General features: G+C 74.5%; 22 protein-coding genes. 10 read left to right on the forward strand and 12 right to left on the reverse strand.

Translation table 11 applies throughout. From position 1 onward, the window contains the following. Window positions 1-60 precede the first annotated feature (60 nt). Together ACH4OA_RS14775 and ACH4OA_RS14780 are read right to left on the reverse strand one after the other, a co-directional pair. On the reverse strand, window positions 61-1,680 hold the full coding sequence (locus ACH4OA_RS14775; protein WP_397969282.1) for a phytoene desaturase family protein: 1,620 nt from the start codon (window positions 1,678-1,680) through the stop codon (window positions 61-63). Then, on the reverse strand, window positions 1,673-2,212 hold the full coding sequence (locus ACH4OA_RS14780; RefSeq protein WP_397969284.1) for an SRPBCC family protein: 540 nt from the start codon (window positions 2,210-2,212) through the stop codon (window positions 1,673-1,675). The genes ACH4OA_RS14775 and ACH4OA_RS14780 overlap by 8 nt, the downstream gene beginning before the upstream one ends. 265 nt (window positions 2,213-2,477) lie before the next feature. Here ACH4OA_RS14780 and ACH4OA_RS14785 point away from each other — a divergent pair, with 265 nt between their 5' ends. The 3 genes from ACH4OA_RS14785 (at window position 2,478) to ACH4OA_RS14795 (ending at window position 5,772) form a co-directional block, all read left to right on the forward strand. Beyond that, window positions 2,478-4,151 (forward strand): PP2C family protein-serine/threonine phosphatase, encoded by a 1,674-nt coding sequence (locus ACH4OA_RS14785; RefSeq protein WP_397969286.1) that lies wholly within the window; start codon window positions 2,478-2,480, stop codon window positions 4,149-4,151. Continuing rightward, on the forward strand, window positions 4,148-5,248 hold the full coding sequence (locus ACH4OA_RS14790) for a B12-binding domain-containing protein (RefSeq protein WP_397969288.1): 1,101 nt from the start codon (window positions 4,148-4,150) through the stop codon (window positions 5,246-5,248). The genes ACH4OA_RS14785 and ACH4OA_RS14790 overlap by 4 nt, the downstream gene beginning before the upstream one ends. Window positions 5,249-5,436: 188 nt before the next feature. Beyond that, window positions 5,437-5,772 (forward strand): STAS domain-containing protein, encoded by a 336-nt coding sequence (locus ACH4OA_RS14795; protein WP_365881309.1) that lies wholly within the window; start codon window positions 5,437-5,439, stop codon window positions 5,770-5,772. A 336-nt stretch (window positions 5,773-6,108) separates the two neighbouring features. Here ACH4OA_RS14795 and ACH4OA_RS14800 read toward each other — a convergent pair whose 3' ends face one another. The 3 genes from ACH4OA_RS14800 to ACH4OA_RS14810 form a co-directional block, all read right to left on the reverse strand. Next, complete coding sequence (locus ACH4OA_RS14800) at window positions 6,109-6,564, reverse strand: ATP-binding protein (protein WP_397969290.1); 456 nt, start codon at window positions 6,562-6,564, stop codon at window positions 6,109-6,111. A gap of 185 nt (window positions 6,565-6,749) precedes the next feature. Next, complete coding sequence (locus ACH4OA_RS14805; protein WP_397945637.1) at window positions 6,750-7,199, reverse strand: MarR family winged helix-turn-helix transcriptional regulator; 450 nt, start codon at window positions 7,197-7,199, stop codon at window positions 6,750-6,752. 269 nt (window positions 7,200-7,468) lie between these two features. Next, entirely contained in the window at window positions 7,469-8,185 is a 717-nt protein-coding gene (locus ACH4OA_RS14810) for a PepSY domain-containing protein (protein ID WP_397969291.1), read from the reverse strand. A gap of 182 nt (window positions 8,186-8,367) precedes the next feature. On the opposite strand from ACH4OA_RS14810, the gene ACH4OA_RS14815 reads away from it, so the two are divergent. The 3 genes from ACH4OA_RS14815 (at window position 8,368) to ACH4OA_RS14825 (ending at window position 10,926) form a co-directional block, all read left to right on the forward strand. Beyond that, window positions 8,368-9,876, forward strand: coding sequence for an MFS transporter (locus ACH4OA_RS14815; RefSeq protein WP_397969293.1), 1,509 nt, complete (start codon window positions 8,368-8,370; stop codon window positions 9,874-9,876). A 231-nt stretch (window positions 9,877-10,107) separates the two neighbouring features. After that, the gene (locus ACH4OA_RS14820) at window positions 10,108-10,323 is read left to right on the forward strand and encodes a hypothetical protein (RefSeq protein WP_365881317.1); all 216 of its coding nucleotides are present in this window, start codon (window positions 10,108-10,110) and stop codon (window positions 10,321-10,323) included. A 177-nt stretch (window positions 10,324-10,500) separates the two neighbouring features. Continuing rightward, window positions 10,501-10,926 (forward strand): pyridoxamine 5'-phosphate oxidase family protein, encoded by a 426-nt coding sequence (locus ACH4OA_RS14825; protein WP_397969295.1) that lies wholly within the window; start codon window positions 10,501-10,503, stop codon window positions 10,924-10,926. Between the two features lie 121 nt (window positions 10,927-11,047). Here ACH4OA_RS14825 and ACH4OA_RS14830 read toward each other — a convergent pair whose 3' ends face one another. Together ACH4OA_RS14830 and ACH4OA_RS14835 are read right to left on the reverse strand one after the other, a co-directional pair. Continuing rightward, the gene (locus ACH4OA_RS14830; protein WP_397969296.1) at window positions 11,048-12,238 is read right to left on the reverse strand and encodes a S1 family peptidase; all 1,191 of its coding nucleotides are present in this window, start codon (window positions 12,236-12,238) and stop codon (window positions 11,048-11,050) included. A gap of 143 nt (window positions 12,239-12,381) precedes the next feature. After that, entirely contained in the window at window positions 12,382-13,278 is an 897-nt protein-coding gene (locus tag ACH4OA_RS14835; protein WP_397936115.1) for an SDR family NAD(P)-dependent oxidoreductase, read from the reverse strand. Window positions 13,279-13,349: 71 nt separating this feature from the next. Here ACH4OA_RS14835 and ACH4OA_RS14840 point away from each other — a divergent pair, with 71 nt between their 5' ends. Further along, window positions 13,350-14,291 carry a LysR family transcriptional regulator gene (locus ACH4OA_RS14840; protein WP_397969298.1) on the forward strand — a complete coding sequence of 314 codons (942 nt, stop codon included), beginning with the start codon at window positions 13,350-13,352 and terminating at the stop codon, window positions 14,289-14,291. A 266-nt stretch (window positions 14,292-14,557) separates the two neighbouring features. Here ACH4OA_RS14840 and htpG read toward each other — a convergent pair whose 3' ends face one another. Beyond that, window positions 14,558-16,483 (reverse strand): molecular chaperone HtpG, encoded by a 1,926-nt coding sequence (gene htpG, locus ACH4OA_RS14845; protein ID WP_397969299.1) that lies wholly within the window; start codon window positions 16,481-16,483, stop codon window positions 14,558-14,560. A gap of 248 nt (window positions 16,484-16,731) precedes the next feature. On the opposite strand from htpG, the gene ACH4OA_RS14850 reads away from it, so the two are divergent. The 3 genes from ACH4OA_RS14850 to ACH4OA_RS14860 all read left to right on the forward strand — a co-directional run bounded on the left by ACH4OA_RS14850 (window position 16,732) and on the right by ACH4OA_RS14860 (window position 19,693). Next, window positions 16,732-17,208: an SRPBCC family protein gene (locus ACH4OA_RS14850; protein ID WP_397936119.1), complete on the forward strand. Its 477-nt coding sequence runs from the start codon at window positions 16,732-16,734 to the stop codon at window positions 17,206-17,208. 441 nt (window positions 17,209-17,649) lie between these two features. Continuing rightward, window positions 17,650-18,534: a DUF6424 family protein gene (locus ACH4OA_RS14855; RefSeq protein ID WP_397969300.1), complete on the forward strand. Its 885-nt coding sequence runs from the start codon at window positions 17,650-17,652 to the stop codon at window positions 18,532-18,534. A 34-nt stretch (window positions 18,535-18,568) separates the two neighbouring features. Continuing rightward, window positions 18,569-19,693: a DUF2235 domain-containing protein gene (locus tag ACH4OA_RS14860; RefSeq protein ID WP_397969302.1), complete on the forward strand. Its 1,125-nt coding sequence runs from the start codon at window positions 18,569-18,571 to the stop codon at window positions 19,691-19,693. Window positions 19,694-19,726: 33 nt separating this feature from the next. On the opposite strand, the gene ACH4OA_RS14865 is transcribed toward ACH4OA_RS14860, so the two are convergent. The 4 genes from ACH4OA_RS14865 to ACH4OA_RS14880 all read right to left on the reverse strand — a co-directional run bounded on the left by ACH4OA_RS14865 (window position 19,727) and on the right by ACH4OA_RS14880 (window position 24,022). After that, window positions 19,727-20,935, reverse strand: coding sequence for an alginate lyase family protein (locus tag ACH4OA_RS14865; RefSeq protein ID WP_397969372.1), 1,209 nt, complete (start codon window positions 20,933-20,935; stop codon window positions 19,727-19,729). 230 nt (window positions 20,936-21,165) lie between these two features. Beyond that, window positions 21,166-21,447 (reverse strand): metal-sensitive transcriptional regulator, encoded by a 282-nt coding sequence (locus ACH4OA_RS14870; RefSeq protein ID WP_365874710.1) that lies wholly within the window; start codon window positions 21,445-21,447, stop codon window positions 21,166-21,168. Window positions 21,448-21,644: 197 nt separating this feature from the next. After that, complete coding sequence (locus ACH4OA_RS14875; protein WP_397936124.1) at window positions 21,645-22,886, reverse strand: MFS transporter; 1,242 nt, start codon at window positions 22,884-22,886, stop codon at window positions 21,645-21,647. Continuing rightward, window positions 22,883-24,022, reverse strand: a complete 1,140-nt coding sequence (locus ACH4OA_RS14880; RefSeq protein ID WP_397969304.1) for a PLP-dependent cysteine synthase family protein — start codon at window positions 24,020-24,022, stop codon at window positions 22,883-22,885. The genes ACH4OA_RS14875 and ACH4OA_RS14880 overlap by 4 nt, the downstream gene beginning before the upstream one ends. Window positions 24,023-24,325: the final 303 nt, after the last annotated feature.

The following is a 24,325-nucleotide window of genomic DNA, read 5'->3' on the forward strand; positions in this document are numbered from 1 at the left end:
TTCCCGGCCGCTGTGATCGGACCCGGCGGGTCCGTCCGGGCGGGCCGCCGGCCGGCGCGCTCAGTTTCTGCGTCCGGTGCGGTCCCGCCGGGTGAGGAGGCGCTGGGCGCCCGCGAGGGCGGAGGTGCGGTGGGCGCGCAGCGCGGCGCGGGCGGCGTTGGCGCCGGGGGCGCCGTGCACTCCCCCGCCGGGATGGGCCCCGGCGGAGGCGAGGAAGAGACCCGCGACCGGGGTCTCCGGGCGTCCGGTGCCGGGCACCGGGCGGAAGACGAGCTGCTGGTGCAGGGCGGTCGTACCGCCGTTGATGGCGCCCTCCGAGAGGTTGGCGTCCAGCTTCTGGAGCGTGGGCGGGGCGAGCACGCGCCGGGCCCGCACGAGGGAGCGGAAACCGGGCGCGAAGCGTTCCACCTGGCGTTCCACGCGGTCCGCCATGCGCTCCTGGTCCGCCGGTGTCCACGCGCCGGTGATGTCCTCGTGGCCGGCGTCCGCCCGGATGTCGCGCGGGACGTGCGTGTACGCCCAGGCGGACTCGGTGCCCCCGGGCGAGCGGGTGCGGTCCGCGGTGGTCATCTGGCCGAACAGGGCGAAGGGCCGGTCGGGCACCTGGTGCATGGCGATCTGCGCGGCGAAGCGGGTCAGCTCGTCCACGCCGTCGGCGAGGTGCACGGTGCCGGCCGCGCGGGCCTCCTCGGCCCGCCAGGGCACCGGCCCGTCCAGCGCCCAGTCCACCTTGAAGGTCGCGAAGTCCCACTGGAAGCGCCGCAGGTCGGCGAGCAGTTGACCGGGCAGGTGCTCGGCGCCGACCAGTTCCCCGTACAGCGCGGGCGCGGCCACATCGGCGAGTACGGCCCTGCTCGCGGGCACCGTGTCACCGGCGTCGGTGCGCACTCCCACGGCCCGGCCGCCGCGCACGACGACGCGGGAGACCCGCTGCCCGCAGCGCACCTCTCCGCCGCGCCCGCGCAGCCGCCGTACCAGCGCGTCGGTGAGGGCACCGGAGCCGCCGACCGGCACGGGGAAGCCGTAGGTCTGTCCGAGCATCGACATCAGCCAGCCGAAGCCGCCGCTGCCCGCGGCCTCCGGGGCGAGGTCGGCGTGCAGGGCGTTGCCGGCCAGCAGCAGCCGGCCGCCCTCGCCGCGGAACTCCTCCTCGCCCAGCCGGCGCACCGGCAGCACCAGCGACCGGGCGGCACGCAGCCCGCCGGCCGCCCGCAGGGTCCACAGCAGCCTGGCCGAGGCTTTGACCGGCGGGAACGGGGTGAACAGGGCGGACAGCAGACCGGGGCGCAGGGTCTGCCACAGCTCGAACAGGCGCCGCCAGGCCGCTCCGTCGCCGGGCGCGAACGCCTCGACGGACGCGGCGGTCGTGTCGATCCGCCGGTCCAGTACGGCGCACCGGCCGTCGCTCAGCGGATGGGCGAGCACGTGGGGCGCGTGGCTCCAGCGCAGTCCGTGGTCCTCCAGGCGGAGCGCGGAGAGCACCGGGGAGGCGGCGGCCAGCGGGTAGAAGGAGCTGAAGAGGTCGCTGACGAAGTCGGGGTGGACTCCCCGGTCGTGCCGGACGGCGCCGCCCGGCTCGGGCTGTTCCTCCAGCACCTGGACGCTCCATCCGGCGTCCGCCAGCAGATTGGCCGCCACCAGCCCGTTGGGGCCCGCGCCGACCACCACGGCGTCAGGCACGGCCGAGTCCTTCCGCGGCCGACGCCCCGTGCGCGCGCGACGCGCGGCGGCCGTCGGCGTTACCGGCGTTGTCCGCGTTGTTCGCGTTGTTCGCGTTGTTCGCGGTCTCCTCGCAGCACCGGGCGAGCCGGGCGAGCATGGCCCGGTGGCGGAGCTGGATCAGCGTCTCGACGCCGACGTTGTGCAGGACGGCGCCGGCTCCCCGCAACGGGTGCTCGTCCACGATGACCAGGGTGTGATCGGACCACTCCCGCAACTGGATCGAGCAGCGGGCCGTGCCGAGCGGCCCCGCGATGATCTCCAGTTCGAGGCGGGAGCCCTCCTCGCAGCTCCGGACCACCGTCTCGTTGTGGAGCCGGAGCGGGCCGAGCCGGACCTCGTACTCCAGCGAGGCGTCCTTCTGCGGCCACTGTCCGCGCTTCGGCCGGGAGGCACCGGTGCCCACCACCCAGTCCGCGTACCGGTGGCCGTCCGCGAGCACCTCCCAGACGGCCGCGGGCTCGGCGTTGATGACACGATGACGAACGGCCATAGGTACCTCCGGTTCGGCCTGGTCACGGCCCTCACCGGGTGCCCAGCGGTCGGCGCTCCAACCACGGCGGTCACCGCGCAGGTCCCGCGGGCGCCGGTCCCGGCCCCGCCGCGCGGGCGGTCCGTCCCGTACGCGGTCACGCGCACTCGTGTCAACCCCGGGGGGCGCCTTGCGTCGTGCGGCGCGATGCGGGACGGTTGCCGTAAGACATCTTTTTTTCTGTCGCAGAGAGGTGGTGGGGCGCGCCCGAGGCGCGTCCCCGCGTGTGCACGCTTCCAGCGGTTCGCCCGTCGACCCTCCCAGCGCCGCGGTCAGCATCGGCGCGGCCTGGGCTCATGCGCCGTACCCCGTGATCGTCGCGGACCGGGACGGCGGTCTGGTCGAACTCAACCGAGCGGCCCGGCTGCTGTGGTCGGATGCCGTCCGGGGCGACCGGTTGTGTGACACCGTGCCGTCCTGGCTGGCCGAGGCCCACGGCAGATTCGCCGGCGGCGCGGCCGACGGCGCGGGACGGGCCGCCGGCGCCGTCGCGGACCGCTTCTTCGAGGCCCATCCCACCCCGGCGGACCACGGTGACGTGGTGTGGTGGCTCGTCGAGGACACCGACCGGCGGCTGGCCGAGGCGGCCCTGGCCGGCGCACGGCAGCGCACCGCTCTCCTCGCCGACGTCTCCGGCCAGTTACTGTCGACGCTGAACCCGGCCCGGTGCATGGAGGCCACCGCGCGCATGGCCACCGACCACCTCGCCGAGGCCGCCGTGCTCGTCGCCCCGCCGCAGGGCCGCACCCACCAGCTGACCTACGCCTACCGTGGCGGCCCGGTGACCCGGGTGACCGCGGCGGTGGACGTGCACACCGTGCCCGGCCTGGCCGAGGCGCTCCAGGGGTACCCGCCCGTGCCGGCGCGCTGGACCGACCCGGCCGCCCTGCCCGGCTGGGCGCGCCCGCCGGGCTTCGCCGCGCCGGCCGGTTCCGTCATCGTCGCCCCGCTGCCCGGCCACGGTGTGCCCGCGGGTGCGCTGATCCTGCTCCGGGCCGGCGGTGAACAGGCGTTCAGCGACGACGAGGAACTGTTCGCCCGGCTCTTCGCCGCCCGCGCCGGGGCCGCCCTGTCGGCCGCCCGGCTGTACACCGAGCAGACGTCCATCACCGCCACGCTGATGCGGGAGCTGCTGCCGCCGCACCTGGAGAGCGTGCACGGCGTGGAGTACGCGGGCGGCTACCGCCCGGCACGGGACAACGAACGGATCGGCGGGGACTTCTACGACGTCCATCCCGGCGCCGACCCCGCCGCGGAGACCCTCGTGGTGCTCGGGGACGTGGCCGGCAAGGGGCTGGACGCTGCCGTGCTGACGGGCAAGATCCGCAACACGCTGGCCGCGCTGCTGCCGCTGGCCGCGGACCACGCGCACACCCTGAACCTGCTCAACAGCGCGTTACTGTCCTCCCACCACACCCGGTTCGCCACGCTCGTGCTGGCCTCCGTGCGCCGGCGTGGCGGCCAGGTGGAGCTGCGCCTGACCAGCGCGGGGCACCTCGCGCCGCTGATCCTGCGCGCGGACGGCACCGTCGAGGAGACGGCCACGCGCGGTTCGCTCATCGGCGCCCTGCCGAAGGTCACCTCCGCCACCGCCACCGTGACGCTGCGGCCCGGCGAGACCTGTCTGCTGTACACCGACGGCGTCACCGAGGCCCGCGGGGGTCCGCTGGGCGGCGAACTGTTCGGCGAGGAGCGGCTCAAGCGGGCCCTGGCCGAGTGCGCGGGCCTGCCGGCCGAGGCCGTCGTCGAGCGGGTCCAGATGCTGACGGCCCAGTGGGTGGGCTCGGGCAGCCACGACGACATCGCCACCGTCGCCATCGGCGCGCCGCGGACCGCGGAACTGTCGGTGGTGGGCGGTCCCGGCCCGGCCGGTTCCGTGACGCACCGGAGGGACGGGTGAGCACTGCCCCGGCGGTCGGCACGGGCGCGCTGGCGGACGCGTTGTGGCGGGCGGCGACCGACGGCGACGAGCACGCGGCCGTCGCCCTCGTCCGCGCGGCCCGCGACGGCGGGCTGGACGAGGAGACACTGCTGCTCGACGTGATCGCCGCGGTACAGGCCAGGGTCGGTGCGGAATGGGCGGCCGGCCGGCTGGCCGTGACCCGGGAGCACGCGGCGACCACGGTCAGCGAACGGGTGATCAGCGCCCTGGCGCACGACCGGCCGGCCGCCGGCGGCCCCGGCGGCCCGTCCGCGGGCCGGGTCGCGGTCGCTTGCGTCGACGGTGAGTGGCACGCCCTGCCGGCCCGGCTGGTCGCCGAGGTACTGCGGCTGCGGGGCCGGCCCGTCGACTTCCTCGGCGCCCGGACGTCCACCGCGCACCTGGTGTCCCACCTGCACCGCACCGGCGCCGAGGCGGTGCTGCTGTCCGGCTCGCTGCCCACCCTCCTGCCCGCCGCGCACGCCGCCGTCACGGCCTGCCAGGCAGTCGGCGTCCCGGTCCTCGTGGGCGGCCGGGCCTTCGGACCGGACGGCCGCTACGCGCACGCGCTGGGCGCCGACGGCTGGGCGCCCGACGCCCGGACCGCGGCGGCCGTACTGGACCGCGGACTGGCGCTCCCCGATCCGGCGGCGGCCCGGCAGGCCGTGGACGCCCTGCCGCACCTGGCCGACCAGGAGTACACGTTCGTCGCCCGGTCCCGCAGCCGACTGGTCCGGCAGACGCTGGCCGGTCTGGAGGAACGGTTCCCCGCGCTGCGCGCCTACACCGGCGTACAGCGCGAGCGGACCGCCGAGGACCTCGCCCACATCGTCGACTTCCTGACCGCGGCCCTGTACGTCGACGATCCCGCGCTGTTCTCCACGTTCCTGTGCTGGACCGCCGACGTCCTCCAGGCGCGGCGGGTGCCGGCGTACTCGGTGGTCGCCGGGCTCGGACTGCTCGGCGAGAGCCTGCGCGACTTCCCCCGAGCCCTGCGGCTGCTCCAGGCGGGCAGCGCCGCCCTGACCGACCACATCCTTCCGCCCGATCCCGGCATCGATCCCGCCGCCGCCTGAGCCGTCGCACCGGGCCGTCGGTGCGGTCCAGCCGCGCCGGGTCCCCGCCTCGCCAGGGGTGACACTTGTCCGGAGGCAATTCTGCGCGCGGACGGGGTAGGAGAACGGCGCGAGGCGAGGCGGCACGGCGCCGCGCGGCCATGGAGCGGCACGGGGACGACGGAATGCAGTGGGAAAGCAGGGCAACCGTGAAGGTGACCTGCCATGACCGAGTCTTCGAGATCACGGTGCGCGGCGAGGTCGACTACGAGGAGAACGACCTGCTGCAAGCCGCCTGGGCGGAGGCGGAGGACGCGGCGCGGCCCGCGACCGTGGTGGACCTCTCCCGGGTGACGTTCGCCGACAGCGGACTGCTCAACGCCCTGCTCGACGCGTGGCGCCGGCACCGGGCCACCGGTCGCGAGCTGATCCTGCTCGGGCCCTTCCATGCCACGGTCGAGCGGCTCTTCACCCTCACCGGCACCCGTGAGCACTTCACCGTCACCGACTCCCGCGCCAGAGCCATGCGCGCGGGGGACGGCTGAACGGTGCGCGGGTGGCGGTCGCGCGGTGCGCGCGGGTGACGACTGCGCCCTGCGCGCGGGTAGGGCTTGCGCGGTGCGCGCGGGTGACGGCCGAACCATGTGGCGCGGGTGGCGACTGCGCTATGCGCGCGGGCGACGGCGGCGTGGTGCGCCGGATGTGAGCGCTTCGGCCGTGCTCGCGCAGGCCGACCGGCCTCCGTGTCCGCGGTCAGCGCCTCGCGTGCCCCGGACGGCTGTCGTGGGGGTGCCGCACAAGCCGCGTGGCCAAGCCGGGCTTGGCGCGACGCTCCCCGCCCGCCGGGTTCAGGGCGAACACAGCGAACGGCCGGACGGGTCCTAGGCCTGGATGCCGTCCGGGTCGTCGGCCAGGGCGATGCGGGCGATGATCCGCTTGCCCACCGGTTCCCTGCGCACCTCGAAGCCCTGGACCACGGCCAGCACGATCTCCAGCCCGTGCTGCCCGACGCGGCCCGGATCGGCGGCCCAGGCCACCGGCAGCACCGGTTCGCCGTCCCACACGGCCACCTCGATCAGACCGCCCACGATCCGCAGCTCCAGCAGCACCGGGCCGGGCGCGTACTTGCGGGCGTTGGTGACCAGTTCGCTGACCACCAGCCGCGTCACGTCCAGCGCGCGTGCCGACACCGGCAGCCCGTACTCCCGCTGCACCCGCGCGAGGAAGTCGGCCGCACGCCGACGGGCCTCCGCGATGCACGGACCGTCGCCGTCCAGCACGACGGTCTCCTGGACCGGCCCGGAGCCGGCCACACCTTCGCCGCCGGGTCCCGACATCACCGGCTCCATGCGTGTTCCCCCGTCCATGTGCCCTCGCCTACCCGCCAACGACCGGGACATGCCCGCTCCGGCCGACCGCCTACACCTCCGGCCCCCGCGACGGGGCCGGTCCGCCCGCCGGACCACCGGCGGCCCCTGGGCGGACGGCCCGCCCGCGCCGCCGGCGGACGCCCCCCGCCTGGTCACCGCGCACCGCGACCGGGCGCTGCCGGGTCTTCGTCGAGCGCCGCCAGGAAGGCCCGCAGGCCCGCGCGGAGCGCGGCCCTGTCCTGCGGTCCCATCCCGTCCAGCACCGCCGCCAGCGTCCGCGCCCTGCGCCGGGCGACGTCGCCGAGGACACCCCGGGCATGCCGGGTGAGGTTCAGCCGTACCTCCCGCCGCCGGTGCGGGTGCAGAGCGCGCTCCAGCAGACCGGCCGCCTCCAGCCGGTCGCACAACCGGCTCGCCGTGGGAAGGCCGATGTCCAGCCGTTCCGCCAGGGCGGTCAGGTTCAGTCCCGGCGCCGCCTCCAGCGTGCGCAGTGCCCGTAGCTGGTGCGGCGACAGCCGTGACGCCACCTGCCGGGCGGCCGACGACCACGGGGCCGTCAGGCGCTCCACGGCGTCGGAGATGTCCAGCGCGGCGGCCGTCATGCCGTCCGGTGATTCCCGGGCCACAAGGATGCCCCTCTTCCCTTCGGCTGCTCCCCGGCAGGTCCGGCCGGGCCTCCGGCCTGCACCGCGCCGGCCGGAGGGCGTCCGGTGCCCGGGCGGCGGCCGGTGTGCGGCGCGGTCGGCCGCGCTCGCCGAGTGCCCCGGCGCGGCGCCGTCATGGGGGCCGGAGTGCCACGGGAAAGAACACATGGGCGGGCGGTGGCGCGCGGTCAGGGCCGGCCGCTTGCCGTGCGCGGCGGGTGCGGGCGTCAGTCCCGGTCGATGTGCTCCCGGAGGATCTTGCGGCTGACCGCGTCGATGTCGAGGGTCGTCTTGTTCCAGTCGTCGGTCGTCACGACGTCGACGGACCACTTCGGCCCGGCTCCGCCGGAGTCCTCCAGCTCGACGGCGGTGACGGTGCCCCTGGTCCTGTTCGTGGCGGTCTTCGCCGCGTCCCGCGCGGTCACGGTCGCCCGCTTCAGCCGGTCCGCCAGTTCGCGCCTGTCGTCGGCGTCCTCGTCCTCCTCGGCCCGTGCCGGGCCGGCCTTTCCGGTCACGGCGTCGACGCGGACGGTGTGGACGGTGCCGTCGCCGGTCGCCACCTCGGCCTCCCACCGGGGGCTGCGGGCCGGACCCTTGAGTTCGATGGAGACCGGTGCCGAGTGGGGGACGGCCGCCACCGCGGCGCTGAGTGCCTGGGCGTAGCCGGCCTTGGCCGCGGGGACGAGCGCCTCGCGCTCCTTTTGGTCCTTGGTCAGGCTGCCCGTGCCCGCCGACGCCGAGGACGAGGCCGTCGACGGCGAGGACGAGGCCGTCGACGGCGAGGACGAGGCCGAGGCCGCGGCTATCCGGGCGGCCTCCGCGGCACCGGTGTCCGCGGCCTCACCACCGGTCTCGGTGCCGCAGCCGCCGAGCAGCGCCCCGGCCGCGGCGCAGACGAGCGCGGCGGCCCGGAAGAACGGCGGACGTTCACGGACAGAAGTCACTACGTCACTTTGAGTAGCCATGTGGTCAGTTTAGGTGAGATGCCCCTCTGGTGCCTGGCGTGAAGACTCCCGTCCGCGGGCCTCCCACGGGTCCCGGCGGCGTAGCACGCTGGAGGGTGTGCCCGTCGGGGGCGGGGGAACCTGTTCCGCCGCCCCCGACGGCCCCGAGGAGAGGAGTCCCCGTGACAGCGTCGTCGTCGGCCGCGGACGGCCGGGGCGCAGGTGCCCCGGCGGACGGGTACGAGCCCGATCCGCAGCGCTGGCGCGCCCTGTGGGTCACTCTGGTGGCCGGGTTCATGAGCCTGCTCGACGTCACGATCGTCGCGGTCGCCCTGCCCACCATCCAGCGTGACCTGCACGCCTCCCCGGCGCAGGTGCAGTGGGTGGTGTCCGGATACGCCCTGACCTTCGCCCTCGCCCTCGTCACCGCGGGCCGGCTCGGCGACGCCCTGGACCGGCGCCGCATCTTCCTGCTGGCCCTCGGCGGCTTCGTGGTCTGCAGCGCGGCCTGCGGGGCGGCCCCGGACATCACGCTGCTGGTGGCGGCCCGTCTCGCCCAGGGCCTGGCGGCCGGCTTCATGGCGCCGCAGAACTCCGCGCTCATCCAGCAGATGTTCCGCGGCGCCGAACGCGGACGCGCCTTCGGCTTCTTCGGCGCCACCGTCGGCATCTCCTCCGCCGCCGGCCCCATCACCGGCGGCGCGATCCTCGCCCTCGCCTCCGGTGCCCAGGGCTGGCGGTGGATCTTCTACGTCAACGTCCCCATCGGCATCCTCGCCGTCCTGCTCGGCCGCCGCCTGCTGCCCCGCGTGCCGCGCTCCGGACGGGGCCGGGTGGATCTGGCCGGCGTGCTGCTGCTGGGTGCCGGAGTGCTCGCGCTGATGTATCCGCTGGTGCTGGCGGACTCCGGTGGCATCGGCCGCCTGTGGTGGCTGTTCCCCGTGGGCGCCGCGGTCCTCGTCGCCTTCACCCGGTGGCAGCACCGGCTCGTCGCCCGGGGCGCGCAACCGCTGCTGGACCCACGCCTGTTCACCACCGTGCGCGGCTACGCCGTCGGCGCCGGCATCGGCACGCTGTACTTCGTCGGCTTCAGCGGCGTCTGGCTGGTCTTCGCGCTGTTCTACCAGCGCGGGCTCGACTTCTCGCCGCTCCGGTCCGGTCTCGCCGTCACCCCGTTCGCCCTGGGCTCGGCCAGCGCGGCCGTGGTCTCGGGCCGGCTGGTGGAGCGGTACGGCCGTTCGCTCACCGTCTGCGGCCTCGCGGCGGTGATCGCCGGCCTCGGCGGCACCGCGCTGCTGCTCGCCCTCGCGCCCCTCCACCTCGCTCCCTGGATCGCCGCCCCGGTCCTCTTCCTCGGCGGCGTCGGCAGCGGCTTCGTGGTCTCGCCCAACATCACCATGACCCTGCGGGACGTGCCCGTGCGCATGGCGGGCGCGGCGGGCGGCGCGCTCCAGACCGGGCAGCGGCTCGGCGCCGCGCTGGGGACCGCCGCGCTGCCCGGTCTGTTCTACCTGGTGCTGGGCAGGCACGGCGACTACCGCGGCGCGCTCGTCACCGCGCTCGGCGCCGCGCTCGTCGGCATGGCGGCGTCCCTGGCCCTCGCGGCCTACGACTGGTGGCGCGACCGGCGGCCGCGCCACCACCGCCGGAACGAAACCGCCGACGATCCCGTGCACGCCCGGCAGACCTGACCGCCCGCGGGCTCCGGGCGCGCGGGCCTCGGGTGCGCCCGCCCGGGTGCGCGCGGCGCATGCGCCCTCCGGCCGCCGTCGGTCCGGCCCCCGGCCCGGCCGAGCGCTCCCGGGCCGGTGCCGGGTGACAGGGCCATCAGGGTGGCCCCGGCCCGTGTCGGGCGGCCGGGGCGCGCGCGGTTGGCCATGCTGGGCCGGGAGCGGCACCCTCGCGCGGACAAGGAGCACTGCATGCCGACGGACCCGGTCGAACGATTCCTCGCGGCACTGGACCCCGGTCACCGGGAGGCCGTCGGCGCCCGGTCGCGCGAGGAACAGCGACAGCTCGCGGCGGCCTGGGAACGGGAGCTGGAGTCGGACGACGAGCTGGACACCCTCGACGAGCTGTCCCCGCCGGCGGCCGAGGCGGAGGCGGCCCGCCGCGTCCTGGAGCGGGAAGCCGGGTAAGGCACCCGCCGCGCCCTGGGACGGGGCGCCGGACAACGCACCCGCCACGCCGGCCCCGGCCTCCATGACCCGGCCGCCGGAAAGCCTGGGCTGACGCGGACGTGAGGCCCTGGGGTCTGTCGTTCGGATCAGGCCGAGCCCGGCATGATCCAAACGAGAGGCCCTAAGGTCGGGCGCATGACCCTGTCCCGTGATGAACGAGAAAAGTTCCTGGCGGAGCCGCACATCGGTGCGCTGTCGGTCGTCGAACGGCCGGACCGCGCACCGCTGACGGTTCCCATCTGGTACCAGTACACGCCGGGCGGCGAACTCTGGGTGCGCACCGGACCCGACTCGCGCAAGGCGCGGGCGATCCGCTCGGCGGGCCGCTTCAGTCTGATGGTGCAGCGCGCGGAGCCCTCGGTGCGCTACGTCTGGGTGGAGGGGCCCGTCACCAGGACCGCCCCGGACAGCCGGGACCGGTCCTGGGAGATGGCCGCGCGGTACCTGCCTCAGGAGAAGGTCGCCGGGTTCGTGGAGTACGACGCGGCCCACCTGGGCGAGCACTTCCTGATCTACATGCGGCCGGAGCGCTGGGTCGCGACGGACCTCGGAGCCTTCTGACGGCGGTGCCCGCGCGGTGAGGCCGGGCGCGTGGGGCGGGGCCCGTCGCCGTTCGGACGGGCCCCCTAGGGCGGCGGCCGGTGCGCGCACCGGGCCGTCCGCCCGGCCGGCGGGTCCGGGCTCAGCCGGTGTACGTGTGCAGTGTCAGGCCGTAGCGGTTGAGGATCTCGTTGACCGGCTGGAACCAGGTCTCGCCGCCGGAGCCGCAGTTGCCCCAGCCGCCGGAGGTGACGCCCTGGGCCTGGTCACCGGAGATGAAGGAGCCGCCGGAGTCGCCGGGTTCGGCGCACACACTCGTCTTGGTCAGCTCGTGCACCGCGCCCTGGCTGTAGTTGACGGTCTCGTTGAGGGCCAGCACCGTGCCGCAGTGCCAGTGCGACGTGGAGCCCGAGCGGCAGATGGAGGAACCGACCGGTGCCACGGCCGAGCCGCGCACGAGCTGGTCGGACACCGTGCCCCAGCCCAGGACGACGGGCACCGTCCACCAGCCGCTGCCCACGCTGACCCAGGCGTAGTCGTTGTCCGGGAACGAGGACCCCTGGAAGGTGCCGATGTAGGAGCCGTCCCAGCCGTTGACCCCGGCGCCGGGCGAGCCGCAGTGACCGGCGGTGACGAAGCCGCCGTAGACCGAGAAGCCTATGGAACAGCGGACGTTGCCCGTGTAGTACGGGTCGCCGCCGACCGTTCCGGCGGCGAAGGTACGGGGCGCGGCGGCGACCGTCCGCACCGTGACGGGACCCGCCTGGCGGGCCCGGGACAGGAACGCGCGGACATCGTTGTCGGCACGGTCCTGCCGTACGACGTCGACGACGACGGTGCTCGCCTTCGGGTCGACGTGCCAGCCGCTCACGCCCGCCGGGGCGGTCAGCCGGTCGATGCGTGTCTTGGTGGCGTCGAGCTGGCGGGCGGAGTGCGCGGCGGTGCGGACCCGGGCGCCGGACGCCTCGATCGCGCGACGCGTGCTCGCCGGGGCGGCTTTGGTGAGCGCCACGGTCAGCCGGCCCTGGCCGGCGTCGAACCAGGAACCGGCGTAGGCGTTTCCGGCCGTCTTGCGGACCTTGGGGTCGAGTGTCGCGGCGGCCCGCTCGGCCGCGATCCGCGCCTTCGCCTGCGTCCGGGTCAGCCGCAGGTCGCGCTGCATCGCGGTCACCAGGCCGTCGGCCGCGGGCTTGGAGGAGGCGGTCCGGGCGGTGCCGGCCGGCGTGGACACGGCGGAGCCGGTGGCCGCCGCGGGTACAGTGCCCGCCGCGCTCCAGCCGCCGAGGATCAGGAGCGCGGACAGCGCGGTGTACGTCAGCTTGCTGCGTCTCATGGGATCGTCCTTCGTCGTTCCAGGGGTGGGGATGGAACAGCCGAATTCTGAGAGCGCTCTCGTGCGTGGCCGAGGAGAGCCTAGACTCTCCCGGGCGTCAGGTCCATGCCAATACCGGAATCGGCGCCGTCCCCCTCGCGTGTTCAGGGCGTGAGCAGACGCTCCTGTTCCACCGGGGGCGTGCCGTCGTACCAGGACAGGGCCCTGCCGAAGCGGACCAACTCCCCGTAGTGGGCCGGGTCCACGTGCTCGGCGGTGATCAGGTCGAGCACGGCCTCGGCCGCCTGTGCCGGTGACTGGGCGCCGGTGTGGCCGCCGAACCAGGGGCGCGAGGTGGCGGTGTCGACCATGCCGGGGCAGACGGCCGCGAGGAGCGTGCCGGCGGCGAGGTCCCGGGCCCGGCGTTCGGCGGCGACCGCACGGACGGCGGCGACCTGGGCCACCTTGGAGGGCACGTTCAGCCAGCGGGGCCAGCCCGCCTCCTGCGCGGTGCCGGCGTGGACGGCGGCCCGCCAGGACTCGACGGCGTGCTCGACCCGGTCGAGGTCGGCGCCGTCGAACAGGTGATGCAGGCGCGGATCGAGGTGGCCGAGGGTGCCGAGGCTGCTGGCCACGACGAGCAGCCGGCCGCCGGGACGCAGGACGGGGCCGAAGGAGCGCAGGACGGCGTGGGTGGCGGTGTTGGAGACGTCGATGACCTCGTCGGCGCGCGCCGCCTGCGACTCCTCGGGCAGCACCCGGGTGACCGCGTTGGAGACGACGACGTCCACGCCCCCGTACCGCGCCCGGAGGTCCGCGGCGAGGCGGGCGATGGCGCCGGTGTCGGTGACGTCCAGCACCCGGCCCTCGACCCGCGCCCGGGTCCCGGGCAGCCGGCCGACCTCGCGGGCGGCGTCGGCCACCCGGCGCGGGTCGCGGCCGGTGAGCAGGACCAGACCGGCGGGTGTCATGCGGGCCGCGAGTCCTTCGGCCAGGGCGCGCCCGAGCCCTTGGTTGGCGCCGGTGACGAGGGCGATCCGGTACAGGTGTGAGGTGTTCATGGCTGCCACGCTAGAAAGGCCGGCTCCATGAGTCCAACGAGAGTCGCGCACATCTGCTATGCGTATTCGTCATGGACTTCACGGCTGTGTCGCTGACCGCGCTGCGGGTGTTCCGGGCCGTCGCGGAGCAGGGGACCTTCACGGCGGCCGCCGCCTCCCTGGGCTACACGCAGTCGGCGGTGTCCCGGCAGATCGCCGCGCTCGAACGGGCCGCGGGCGCGGAGCTGCTGGAGCGGCGGCGCGACGGGGTGCGGCTCACGGCGGCCGGCCGCATCGTCATGCGCCGCGCGACGGCCGTGCTCGCCGAGATCGAGGCGACCGCGAGGGAACTGTCCGGACTGCCCGGGCAGTCCGGCACGGTCCGGCTCGGCTGGTTCCCGAGCGCCGGTGCCGTGCTGCTCCCCCGCGCCCTCGCGGCGCTGCGCCGCACCCATCCCGGGCTGCGGGTCGTCGGCCGGGAGGGCAGCACCCCGGCGCTGGTGCGGGCGCTGCGGGCCGGCACGCTCGACCTCGCGGTGCTCGCGTCGGCGCCGCCGTTCGATCCGCCGGACGCCAAGTCGCCGCCGCTCGTGCTGCGGACGCTCACCGAGCGCGCCCTCTGCCTGGCCGTGCCCGCCGCGCATCCGCTGGCCCGCGGCGACTACGTCGACGTCGCCGACCTGCGCGGGCAGCGCTGGATCGGCGGGCCCTCCACGGGTGGGGACCGGCTGCTGGGCGTATGGCCGGGTCTGGACGAGCGGCCCGAGATCGCGTACACGGCCCGGGACTGGCTCGCCAAGCTGCACCTGGTGGCTGCGGGCTGCGGGCTGACCACGGTGCCCGCCGCTCTCGCAGCCGCCGCGCCGCCGGGGGTCCGGGTCCTGCCGGTCCGGGGCGGGCCGCAGGCGCAGCGGCGCCTGCTGCTGGCCCGTCTCCCCCACCCGCCGTCCGAACCGGTCGGTCGGGTGGCCGCCGCCCTGCGCACCGCGGCCCTCGAACTGGACGCACCCGCCCCGCCCCCGGCGCCGTCGTGACGGCGGGAGCGGGGCGGGCGGGGTCGCCGGTGCCGGCCCGTGGCCGACCATCTGGGGACGGACGGACGGCCGGAGCCGGGCGAGGTGGCCGGTGCCGGCCCGTGGCCGGCCGTCCGGAGACAGACCGGCGGGGCCGGGCGAGGTGGCCCGTGCCGACCCGTGGCCGGCCGCCGTCCCGAGACGGCCGGGCGGGGCCGGAGACGGGGTGGCCGGTACCGGCCCGTGGCCGTGGCCGGCCGTCCGGAGACAGACCGGCGGGGCCGTGGCTACAGTGCGCGTTCCAGCCGGTCCGCCATCAGCTTGACGAACCGGGCCGGTTCCTTCGGCTGGCCGCCCTCGGCGAGCACCGCGAGCCCGTGCAGCAGCTCGGCGGTCTCGACCAGCCCGGTGCGGTCCTCGCGCTCCTGGTAGGCCTGGTTGAGGCCCTTCACCAGCCGGTGGTCCGGGTTGAGTTCCAGGATCCGCTTGGCGCGGGGCACCTCCTGGCCCATCGCGCGGTACATGTTCTCCAGCGCCGGGGTGAGGTCGTGGGCGTCGGACACGACGCAGGCCGGGGAGACGGTGAGGCGGGAGGACAGGCGCACCTCCTTGATGTCCTCGTCCAGCTGCTCCTTCATCCAGCCGAGCAGCCCGGCGTACTCCTCGGTCTGCTTCTCCCGGTCGCCCTCGGCGGTGTCCTCGCCCTTGGCGTCGAGGTCGATCTGCCCCTTGGCGACGGACCGCAGCTTCTTGCCCTCGTACTCGCCGACGGTGTCGGCCCACACCTCGTCGACCGGGTCGGTGAGCAGCAGCACCTCGATGCCGCGCTCCCGGAACGCCTCCATGTGCGGGGAGTTCTCGATGCTCTGCCGGGACTCGCCGGTCAGGTAGTAGATGTCCTCCTGGCCTTCCTTCATCCGCTCCACGTACTGCTTGAGCGTGGTCGGCTCGGTGTCGTCGTGCGTGCTGGCGAAGGAGGCGACGGCGAGGAGGGCGTCCCGGTTCTCCGCGTCGGTGACCAGCCCCTCCTTCAGGACCGTGCCGAACTCCCGCCAGAACGTGCCGTACCGCTCCGTGTCCTTGGTCATCATCTCCTTGACCGTGGACAGGACCTTCTTCGTCAGCCGGCGCCGCATCATCTCGATGTGACGGTCCTGCTGGAGGATCTCGCGGGACACGTTCAGCGAGAGGTCGGCGGCGTCCACGACGCCCTTGACGAAGCGGAGGTACGGCGGGAGCAGCGCCTCGCAGTCGTCCATGATGAACACCCGCTTGACGTACAGCTGCACGCCGCGCTTGGCGTCGCGGGTGAACAGGTCGTGGGGTGCGTGCGCGGGGAGGAACAGCAGCGCCTGGTACTCGAAGGTGCCCTCGGCCTGGAGCCGGATCGTCTCCAGCGGGTCGCGCCAGTCGTGGCCGATGTGCTTGTACAGCTCGTGGTACTCGTCGTCGGACACCTCGTCGCGGGGCCGCGCCCACAGCGCCTTCATCGAGTTGAGCGTCTCGGGCTCGGGCGCCTCGCCGCCCTCGGCGGTGTCCGCGCCCTCGGGGTCCGCGGGCTTCTCGGGCACCATGCGGATCGGCCAGGTGATGAAGTCCGAGTACCGCTTGACGATTTCCTTGATCTTCCACGGCGAGGTGTAGTCGTGGAGCTGGTTCTCCGGGTCGGCGGGCTTGAGATGGAGCGTGACCGAGGTGCCCTGCGGCGCGTCGTCCACCTTCTCCAGCGTGTACGTGCCCTCACCACGCGAGGACCAGCGGGTCCCCTGGCTCTCGCCGGCGCGCCGGGTCAGCAGCGTGACCTCGTCGGCCACCATGAAGCCGGAGTAGAAGCCGACGCCGAACTGGCCGATCAGCCCGTCCTCACCGGCCTTGTCCTTGGCCTCCCGCAGTTCCTGGAGGAACTGCGCGGTGCCCGAGTTGGCGATCGTGCCGATGAGCTGCCCGACCTCGTCGTACGACATCCCGATGCCGTTGTCCCGCACGGTGAGCGTACGGGCTTCCTTGTCGATGTCGATCTCGATGTGCGGGTCGGACACATCGGCGTCCAGCGAGTCGTCCCAGAGTTTCTCCAGACGCAGTTTGTCCAGCGCGTCGGAGGCGTTGGAGACGAGTTCCCGCAGGAAGACATCCTTGTTCGAGTACACCGAGTGGATCATCAGCTGGAGCAGCTGACGGGCCTCTACCTGAAACTCAAACGTCTCGGTCGGCATGTTCGCGAATACCTCACAGGTCCTGTTGCCCTGAACTGGTGGCAAACACTGTAAAACACCACGTCAGGGCCGTGCGCGCAAGTTGCGTGAACGGGCCGGATTCCTCGCGGGAGCGGGCGGCGCGGTCCGCCGGCCGGCGGCGGCGGTCATGACCGTCCGCTCCTCGGGTACCCGGTCGGTCCCGGCCCGGGTCCGCCCCGCGGGCCCGCCGGGCGAAGCACAGTCGAGCAGTGAGAACGGAGACGCAGATGAGCACGGTCAAGGAAGCGGTGGAAGTCGACGTCCCCCTGCACACCGCCTACAACCAGTGGACGCAGTTCGAGGACTTCCCGCACTTCATGGAAGGTGTCGAGCAGGTCACCCAGGTGGACGACCGGCACAACCACTGGACCACGAAGATCGGCGGCGTCCGGCGCGAGTTCGACACCGAGATCGTCGACCAGCTGCCCGACGAGCGGATCACCTGGCGGACGGTCACCGGCGACACCAGCCAGCGCGGCAGTGTCCGCTTCGAGCGCCTGGACGACTCGCACACGAAGGTCGAGCTGGTGATGGAGGTCGAGCCCAGCGGGGCCGTGGAGAAGGCGGCGGACCTGCTCGGCACGATCGACCGCCGCGTCAAGGGCGACATGAAGCGGTTCAAGGAGTACATCGAGGAGCACGGCGCCGAGTCCGGCGCGTGGCGCGGCCGGATCGCGCCCGGTGACGCGGGCTCGGCCCGGTGACCACCGGCACCCCGGGACGCAGAGGCCGGCCCGCCCGGCGCCGGCCGTGACCGGGCCGGCGGGTCTCCTCCGGGAGGGCTGTCGGCGGCGGTCACCGTCCGGCGCGTGCCGGTCGGCGGAGCGAAGGGGCGGCGCCTCTTACGCGACGCCGCCTCCCTGTGCCCGCCCGCGACCCTGTCTTCCCCTTATCCGCCCGCCTGCGGCCCGGCCGCAGGCGGGCGCGGGCTTCCCGGCGGCAGGCCCGGGCCGGAAGCGGCCGCGCGGGCCGCGGTGATCGCCGCGCCGGGTCGAAAACGCGCGCCGGCGGGCGCAGGATGGACGTAGGGTCTTTTGCACGTTGCCAGGGCCCGCGAGCCCGGCACGATCCGAACGACAGGCCCTAGGGGGAACCCGGCACCGCGGGCCGTGTCCCGGGCCGCGGGGCGGCACGAGGAGGGCGCCATGACCCGCGCCGGCACTGCACCCACGACCTTGATGCCCGACACCCTCACCCTGGGCGGCACCGAGTCGGAGAACCATCCCTGGCGGATCCGGCTGGTCGAACATCCCAAGCGCTTCGAGTCGCCGTTCTTCAGGGCGGCGAAGCGGACCGCCCACAAGATCCTCGACCAGATCGACGACGCGGACCTGCCGTACGGGCCCCGGCCCGCCGGGTCCGAGCACTGGGAGATGCACCACGGAGGCAGCCTGTGGGTGATGACGGGCGACGGCTGGCGGATGTACCGGGCCCGGGTCGGCATCGAGTGGAGCATGCAGTTCTGCGCCGAGCCGGCGAAGACCGACCGGCTGCGCCGGGACGCCGCCGCGCTCGTGGCCGCCTTCCCGGAGACGCTGGACGCGCTGCGGGACCTCGGTTACGAGGAGGCCGAGGAGCTGCTGGCCACACCGATCCAGGACGCGGACGGCGTCGAGGCGTGGACGGACTCCCTGTTCAACGCCTGCGTCCCGATGAGCCACGGCAACCACCAGGGCGTCCTGCCGAAGGTGCCCGGCGAGCACCACTACCCGTGGCCCGTGAAGGGCGCGGACTTCTTCCGCTACGACGACTTCCAGTTGTGGGTGACCCTGCCCGACGGCACGCACGGGGCCGTGACACCGGTGGACCGGCGCGGATCCGGTGACGGGCACGTGCGCCTGGTGCTCGCGCCCGAGAGCAGTCAGGCCGCGGACACGCTGGGCAAGGCGGAGGACCGCGGACTGATGGCCGTCCTGCCGCCGAACAGTTCGGCCGCGCTCCAGGCGTTCGCCGGGCAGATCCCGCCGGGGCGGCGCACCGCGTCCACGCCGCCGGACACCGGCGGCGCCCAGGACTCCCCGGCCGGCTGACCGGGGCGCCCCGCCCAGCCGAGGGAAGGCCGCCATGCCCCGCAACATCGTCGTGTGCCTGGACGGGACCGGTAACCAGGTCGGTGCCCGGTATCCGACCAACGTCGTCCGGCTGTTCGAGATGCTGGAGGCGGACGACCCGGCACGCCAGCTCCTGTACTACGACCCCGGGGTCGGCACGATGGCGTCGGCCGGGGTCCACGGTCCGGTGGGCCGCCGGATCTCCCGGCTCTGCGGTCTCGCCCTGGGCACCGGGCTGCGCACCAATCTGGCCGAGGCGTACACGTATCTGATGCGGCACTGGGAACCCGGCGACCGGGTGTACGTCTTCGGGTTCAGCCGGGGCGCCTACACCGCCCGCGCGCTGGTCGGGATGCTCAACAAGCCGGGACTGATGCGGCCGGGCACGGAGAACCTCGTCCCCTACGCGGTGGGCAAGTACGCCTTCAACCACGACATCGACCGCGCCGAACACGAAGTCGCGCGCTTCTCCCACGCCTTCTGCCGGCGGACCGAGCGGGAGCCGCTGTGGGCGGAGATCAAGCGCAACGCCCCGCGGCAGGTGTCGCACCACGCGCTGCCCGTCGCCTACCTCGGTGTCTGGGACACGGTGAAGGCGGCGGGGCTCCTGCGCCCGGGCACGCTGCACTGGCCGTACACGCACCAGCTGCCCAACGCGACCCGCGTCCGGCACGCCGTCTCGCTCGACGAACAACGGCGCCCCTTCCGGGAGTTCCTGGTGTCCCGGCGTCCGGAGCCGCTGCGCGAGACCGCGGCGGAGGTGTGGTTCGCCGGGGTGCACTGCGATGTCGGCGGCACCTTCGCGCACGCCCGGGGCGCTCCGCTGCTCTCCACCATCCCGCTGAAGTGGGTCACGGACGGCGCCGCCCGGGACCTGCTCTTCCGTCCCGGCGCCTATGCGGAGGCCTGCGCGGTGACCGAGGACTTCGCCGCCGCCGCCCTGCACCCCAACGGCCGGCTGTGGGTCCTGGCCGGCCGCCGTTCGCGCCGGCCGCCCGGGGACGCGGTCCTGCACACGAGTGTCCGGCTGCGCGCGGAACGCGACCCCGGCTACCGCCCGGACCTCCCCGCCCCCGGAGACGCGGCCCGCTGGGCGGACCCGGACTGGACCAAGCCGGTCCAGACTAGGGAGAGTTGACAGACCGGACCGCCGTCCCGGTTGCCGGCCCGCTCAGTTCGGGTTGTCGCCGTGCGTCAGGGTCTCCCAGGCGACGAAGAGGTTGTCGCTGCCCGCCGGGCGGTTCTGCGCGGTCAGGGTGCCGGTGTTGGTCATGGCGATGCCCAGGCGGTTGTGCAGGGCGTTGTAGCCGACCTCGGTGACCGGGCCCAGGCCCCGGTTGACGCCGCCGCCGCACAGCCAGCTCGGGACGGCGGCGCCCAGCTCGTACTTCGCCTGGAAGCCGAGTGCCTGCCGCAGCCGCTCGCCGACATCGGTGCCGTACAGGTCCTGTCCCTGGATGCGGCTGGTCTCGGCGATGTGCGAGATCGCGGAGATGCCGTAGCCGGTGTGGGTGAAGTCGCGGCAGGTCTCCTGGGTGAGTCCGGTGACGAAGGCGGACTGGCCCTGCCAGTAGGAGACGATCTTGTCGCGGGTGTTCAGGTTCTGGCTCGGCACGGTCTTCGGCAGGTCGCCGTCCGAGGCGAGGTACACATAGGCGGCGGTGCGCGTGCGGAACTTCGCCAGGGCGGTGTCGTACGACGCCTTGTCCTCCAGGAAGACGGAGATGCCGACGGCCGCCTCCATCATCGACAGCTCCCAGTTGCCGTTGGAGTTGGAGCCCTTGATGACCTCGGGCAGGTAGACGTCGCGGAGCATGTTCGCGAAGCGGCCGGAGTTGGACCAGGTGCCGGTGTACGTGTACTTGATGATCTCGGCGGCCTTCGGCCAGGAGGAGCCGGCCCAGCCGGTCTGGAGCGGCGCGTTGCTGTTGGTGTGGTCCGTGAGCACGGCGGACCAGGCGTCCATCAGCTCGATGGCCTTCTTGGCGTAGCGCTCGTCCCGGGTGATGTACCAGACGAGGGCGTCGGTGTACGCCGCGATCGCGTCCTCGCGCTCGTCGGTGCAGCCGTAGTTGGGGTTGGAGTACGAACCGCACTCGACGACGGCGCGGGGCTTGGGGGTGCGGCTGAGGCTCGCGTACTTGCTCGCCGTCATCTGGTCGTAGGCGCCCTTCCAGGGCTGGGCGCCGGCCAGCACCTTGTCGCGGGCGAAGTCGAGTTGGGCCCGGGAGACGGTGACGCCCGGGTGGGCGAACGTGGCGGGGGCGGCCTCGGCCCGCCGGGCACCGGGCCAGGCGAGCAGCCCGGCGGCGAGGGTGGCGACCGCCGCCGTGAGGGCGAGAGCGGAACGCGGGGACCTACGGCGGCGCCGGGCGGGCATGTCCTTGTCCTGCATCTGATCCGTCCTCATATGTGAACGCTATGCGGCTTCTTGAACGGTCGGGTTGACGAGACCATAGGTACGGACCAGGCACCCGTCAAGAGGCCGGGAGCCGGTACGGCGGCCCGCGTTCCGCTTCCGTCACCACGGCGGGCTCTCCGGATGCGCGGCGATCCGGTGCCCGCCCGGACTCCGGCCGCGTGCCGCTCAGGCGGTCGCGGGGCCCGTCCTCAGGAGCGCACCAGGCGGGCGATCGCGTCGGACGCCTCCTTCAGCTTGCGCTGCCGCTCCTCGCCGCCTTCCGCGACCGCGGTGCTGACGCAGGTGGCCATGTGCTCGTCCAGCATCCGCAGGGCGAACGACTGCAGGGCGCGGGTCACCGCGGACACCTGCGTGAGGACGTCGATGCAGTAGGTGTCCTCCGCCACGAGCCGCTGGAGGCCGCGGACCTGGCCCTCGATGCGGCGGAGCCGCGCCATCACGTCGTCCTTGTGCGTCTTCTGCCCCGCCATGGCTCCGCTTCCCTTCCCTCTCCCGAGGGAGGCCCCGCCCGGCGGCGCGCTCCCCACGGGACGATACCCACGGCCCGCACGAAGCACCCGCGACCGGCCGGCACCGCCCGGCGCGGGCATGCGAACGCGTGCACGGGCCGCACGAGTTGCCGCGAGGATCGCCTCCGGGCCGGTCCGGTCACTCTCCGCCGGCCGGGTCATCCGGCCGCCGCGACGGGCTGTACGGCCAGTCGTCCGGCCCGGTGCAGCCGTGCGACGACGATGGCGCAGCCGAGCCCGGTGGCGGTCAGCGCGGCCCACGGCAGCCAGCGCAGTCCCGTGTCGAACAGCGCTCCCACGGCCAGGTTGCCCAGCGAGACCGCGATGCCGGAGGCGGTGTTGTAGGCGCCGTAGTAGGTGGCGACGAGCCGGTCGCCGGAGAGCCGTACGACGGTGTCCATCTCGAACGGGTAGAGCAGGGCCCCGCCCCAGGCCAGCAGCACCGCGCAGCCGGTCAGGGCGGCCAGCCCGGCGAGGGCGCCGTGGGTCCGCGGCAGCAGCGGCAGGAAGGCGGTGCCCATCAGCGCCAGCCCGTAGGCGACGGCCCGCGGCCCGGGCAGGGTGCGCTCGGCCCAGGCGGTCAGTTTCAGCTGCCCCGCCAGCGCGGCCAGCGCCGAGGCGGCGAAGACGGCGCCGGTGACCGTGCCGGTCCGGCCGCCGAAGAGCGCGCGGGCGTGCAGCGGCAGGGCCAGGTACACCTGGAAGGCCAGCACGTACGAGCCGCTCATGGCCGCCGCGAACAGCACAAAGGGCCGGTTGGCGGCTACGGCGCGCCAGTCGGCGGCGACCGCGCGCCAGGCGGGTTCCGCGCCCCGGCCGGCCGGGGGCCGGGCGGGCAGGGCACGGGACTGCAGCACGGCCAGGGCGCCGAAGATGAGCGCGGCGACCGTGCACACGGCGGTGAAGTCCCAGGCCAGCAGGGCGAGTCCGGCGAGCGGGCCGACCAGGATGCCCGCCTGGTAGAAGACGTTGAAGGCGGCGAACGCCGCCACCCGCCGCTCCTCGCCGGCGTCCGCCGCGAGATAGGCGCGCACGGCCGGGTTGAACAGCGCGCCCGCCAGACCGGTCAGGGCCGAGGCCGCGATCAGGGCGGGCAGGGAACTCGCCACCGCCAGCAGGACGAAGGCGACCGAGCGCAGGGCGCATCCGGTGAGGATCATCGGCTTGCAGCCGTAGCGGTCGGCGAGGGTGCCGCCGACGAGGAACATGCCCTGCTGCGAGAAGGTCCGCACTCCCAGCACCAGTCCGGTGGCCCAGGCGGCGAGGCCCAGGCCGTGGGACAAGTGGTCGGCCAGGTACGGCATCAGCATGTAGAACCCGAGGTTGATGGCGAACTGGTTGACCATCAGCAGCCGGGCCGGCCGGTCGAAGGAGGCCGCCTGGGCCCACAGCCGCTTCACCGGGCACCCGCCTTCGCCAGGTCGCGCGCGAGCGGGTCGCGGACCCGGGCGCACCGGGTCCACCGGGTCACCGCGCGGGCGTCGGGCGTGGCGATGTCGTCGGGCTCCGCCGGCGGCGTCCGTCCGAGGAGTCCGTGGTCACGGCACCAGGCGTCGTCGTAGACGGTCTGGAGGTAGCGGTGCGGGCCGTCGGGGAAGACGGCGGCGATCGTGGTCCCGGCGGGATACGTCCGCGCCGCCCACCCGGCCACCAGCGCCACCGCGCCGACGCTCCAGCCGCCGCAGACGTAGTGCCGGCGGGCGAGGCGGCGGCAGGCCCAGACGGCCTCGGCCGGGCCCACCCAGTGGACCTCGGTGAAGGCCGCGTAGTCGACGTTGTCCGGATGGATGCCGGAACCCAGGCCGCGCATCAGCCGCGGCCCCGGCGGCTGCCCGAAGATCACCGACCCGACCGCGTCCACCCCGATGAGCGTGAGCCGGGGGAAGGTCTCGCGCAGCACGGCGGAGACGCCGGCGGAGTGCCCGCCCGTGCCGACCGCCGTCACCAGCACGTCGATCCGGCCGAGTTGGGCGATCAGCTCGGCCGCGAGGGGCCGGTAGGCGGCGGCGTTGTCGGGGTTGCGGTACTGGTCGGGGCAGTACGCGTCCGGGGTGCGGGCCAGCAGGGCGGCGACCCGCGCGCGGCGCGCCTCCTGCCAGCCGCCCCGCGGGTGCGGCGCGGTGACCGTGAGGACCCGTGCGCCGAGCGCGGTGAGCAGACGGGCCACGGGAGGTTCCAGGCCGGGATCGGTGACGACGGTGACGGGATGGCCGTAGGTGAGTCCGGCCAGGGCGAGGCCGAGGCCGAGCGTGCCGCTGGAGGACTCGACGATCGGCGCGCCGGGCACGAGGTCGCCGCGGCGCCGGGCCTCGCGGACCATGTGCAGCGCGGGCCGGTCCTTGAGGCCGCCCGGGTTGGCGCCCTCCAGCTTGGCGTGGAAGCCGCGGCCGGGCGGGGCGAAGGGTTCGTCCACCCACAGGACCGGGGTGTCGCCGACGAGTTGGGCGGGGTGCCGGGCGGCCTGCGGACGCGGCGCGCGGGCACGCGACGGCACGGGCGGGATCGGGGCCGGGGGCGGGGTCGGGGTCGGGTGCATGAGGTACGGCTCCTTCGCGCCCGGCGGTGGTACGGCGGGCGCTGTCCGGGTGGGAACACGGCGCGTGGACGCGTCGCGACCGAGGGGCGGGGGCATGACGCGCGGGCACGCTCCGGTCCGGGTGACTCCGTGAGGAGCGGGCCGCGGCCGGGGCGGGCCCGCAGGGCACGGACGCGCCACGGCCGGGGCGGGGTCCGGGTAGGGCGGGCCCGGGTAAGGCTGGCGCGTTCGGCTTGGGCCGGTTCGAGGCGCGGGCGCGTTCGGCCTGGGGGTGTGCGCGCGGGCGGATTCGGGCCTGCGGGC

The sequence above is a fragment of the Streptomyces sp. NPDC017095 genome (genome assembly GCF_044332325.1).
Classification (GTDB): Bacteria; Actinomycetota; Actinomycetes; order Streptomycetales; family Streptomycetaceae; genus Streptomyces.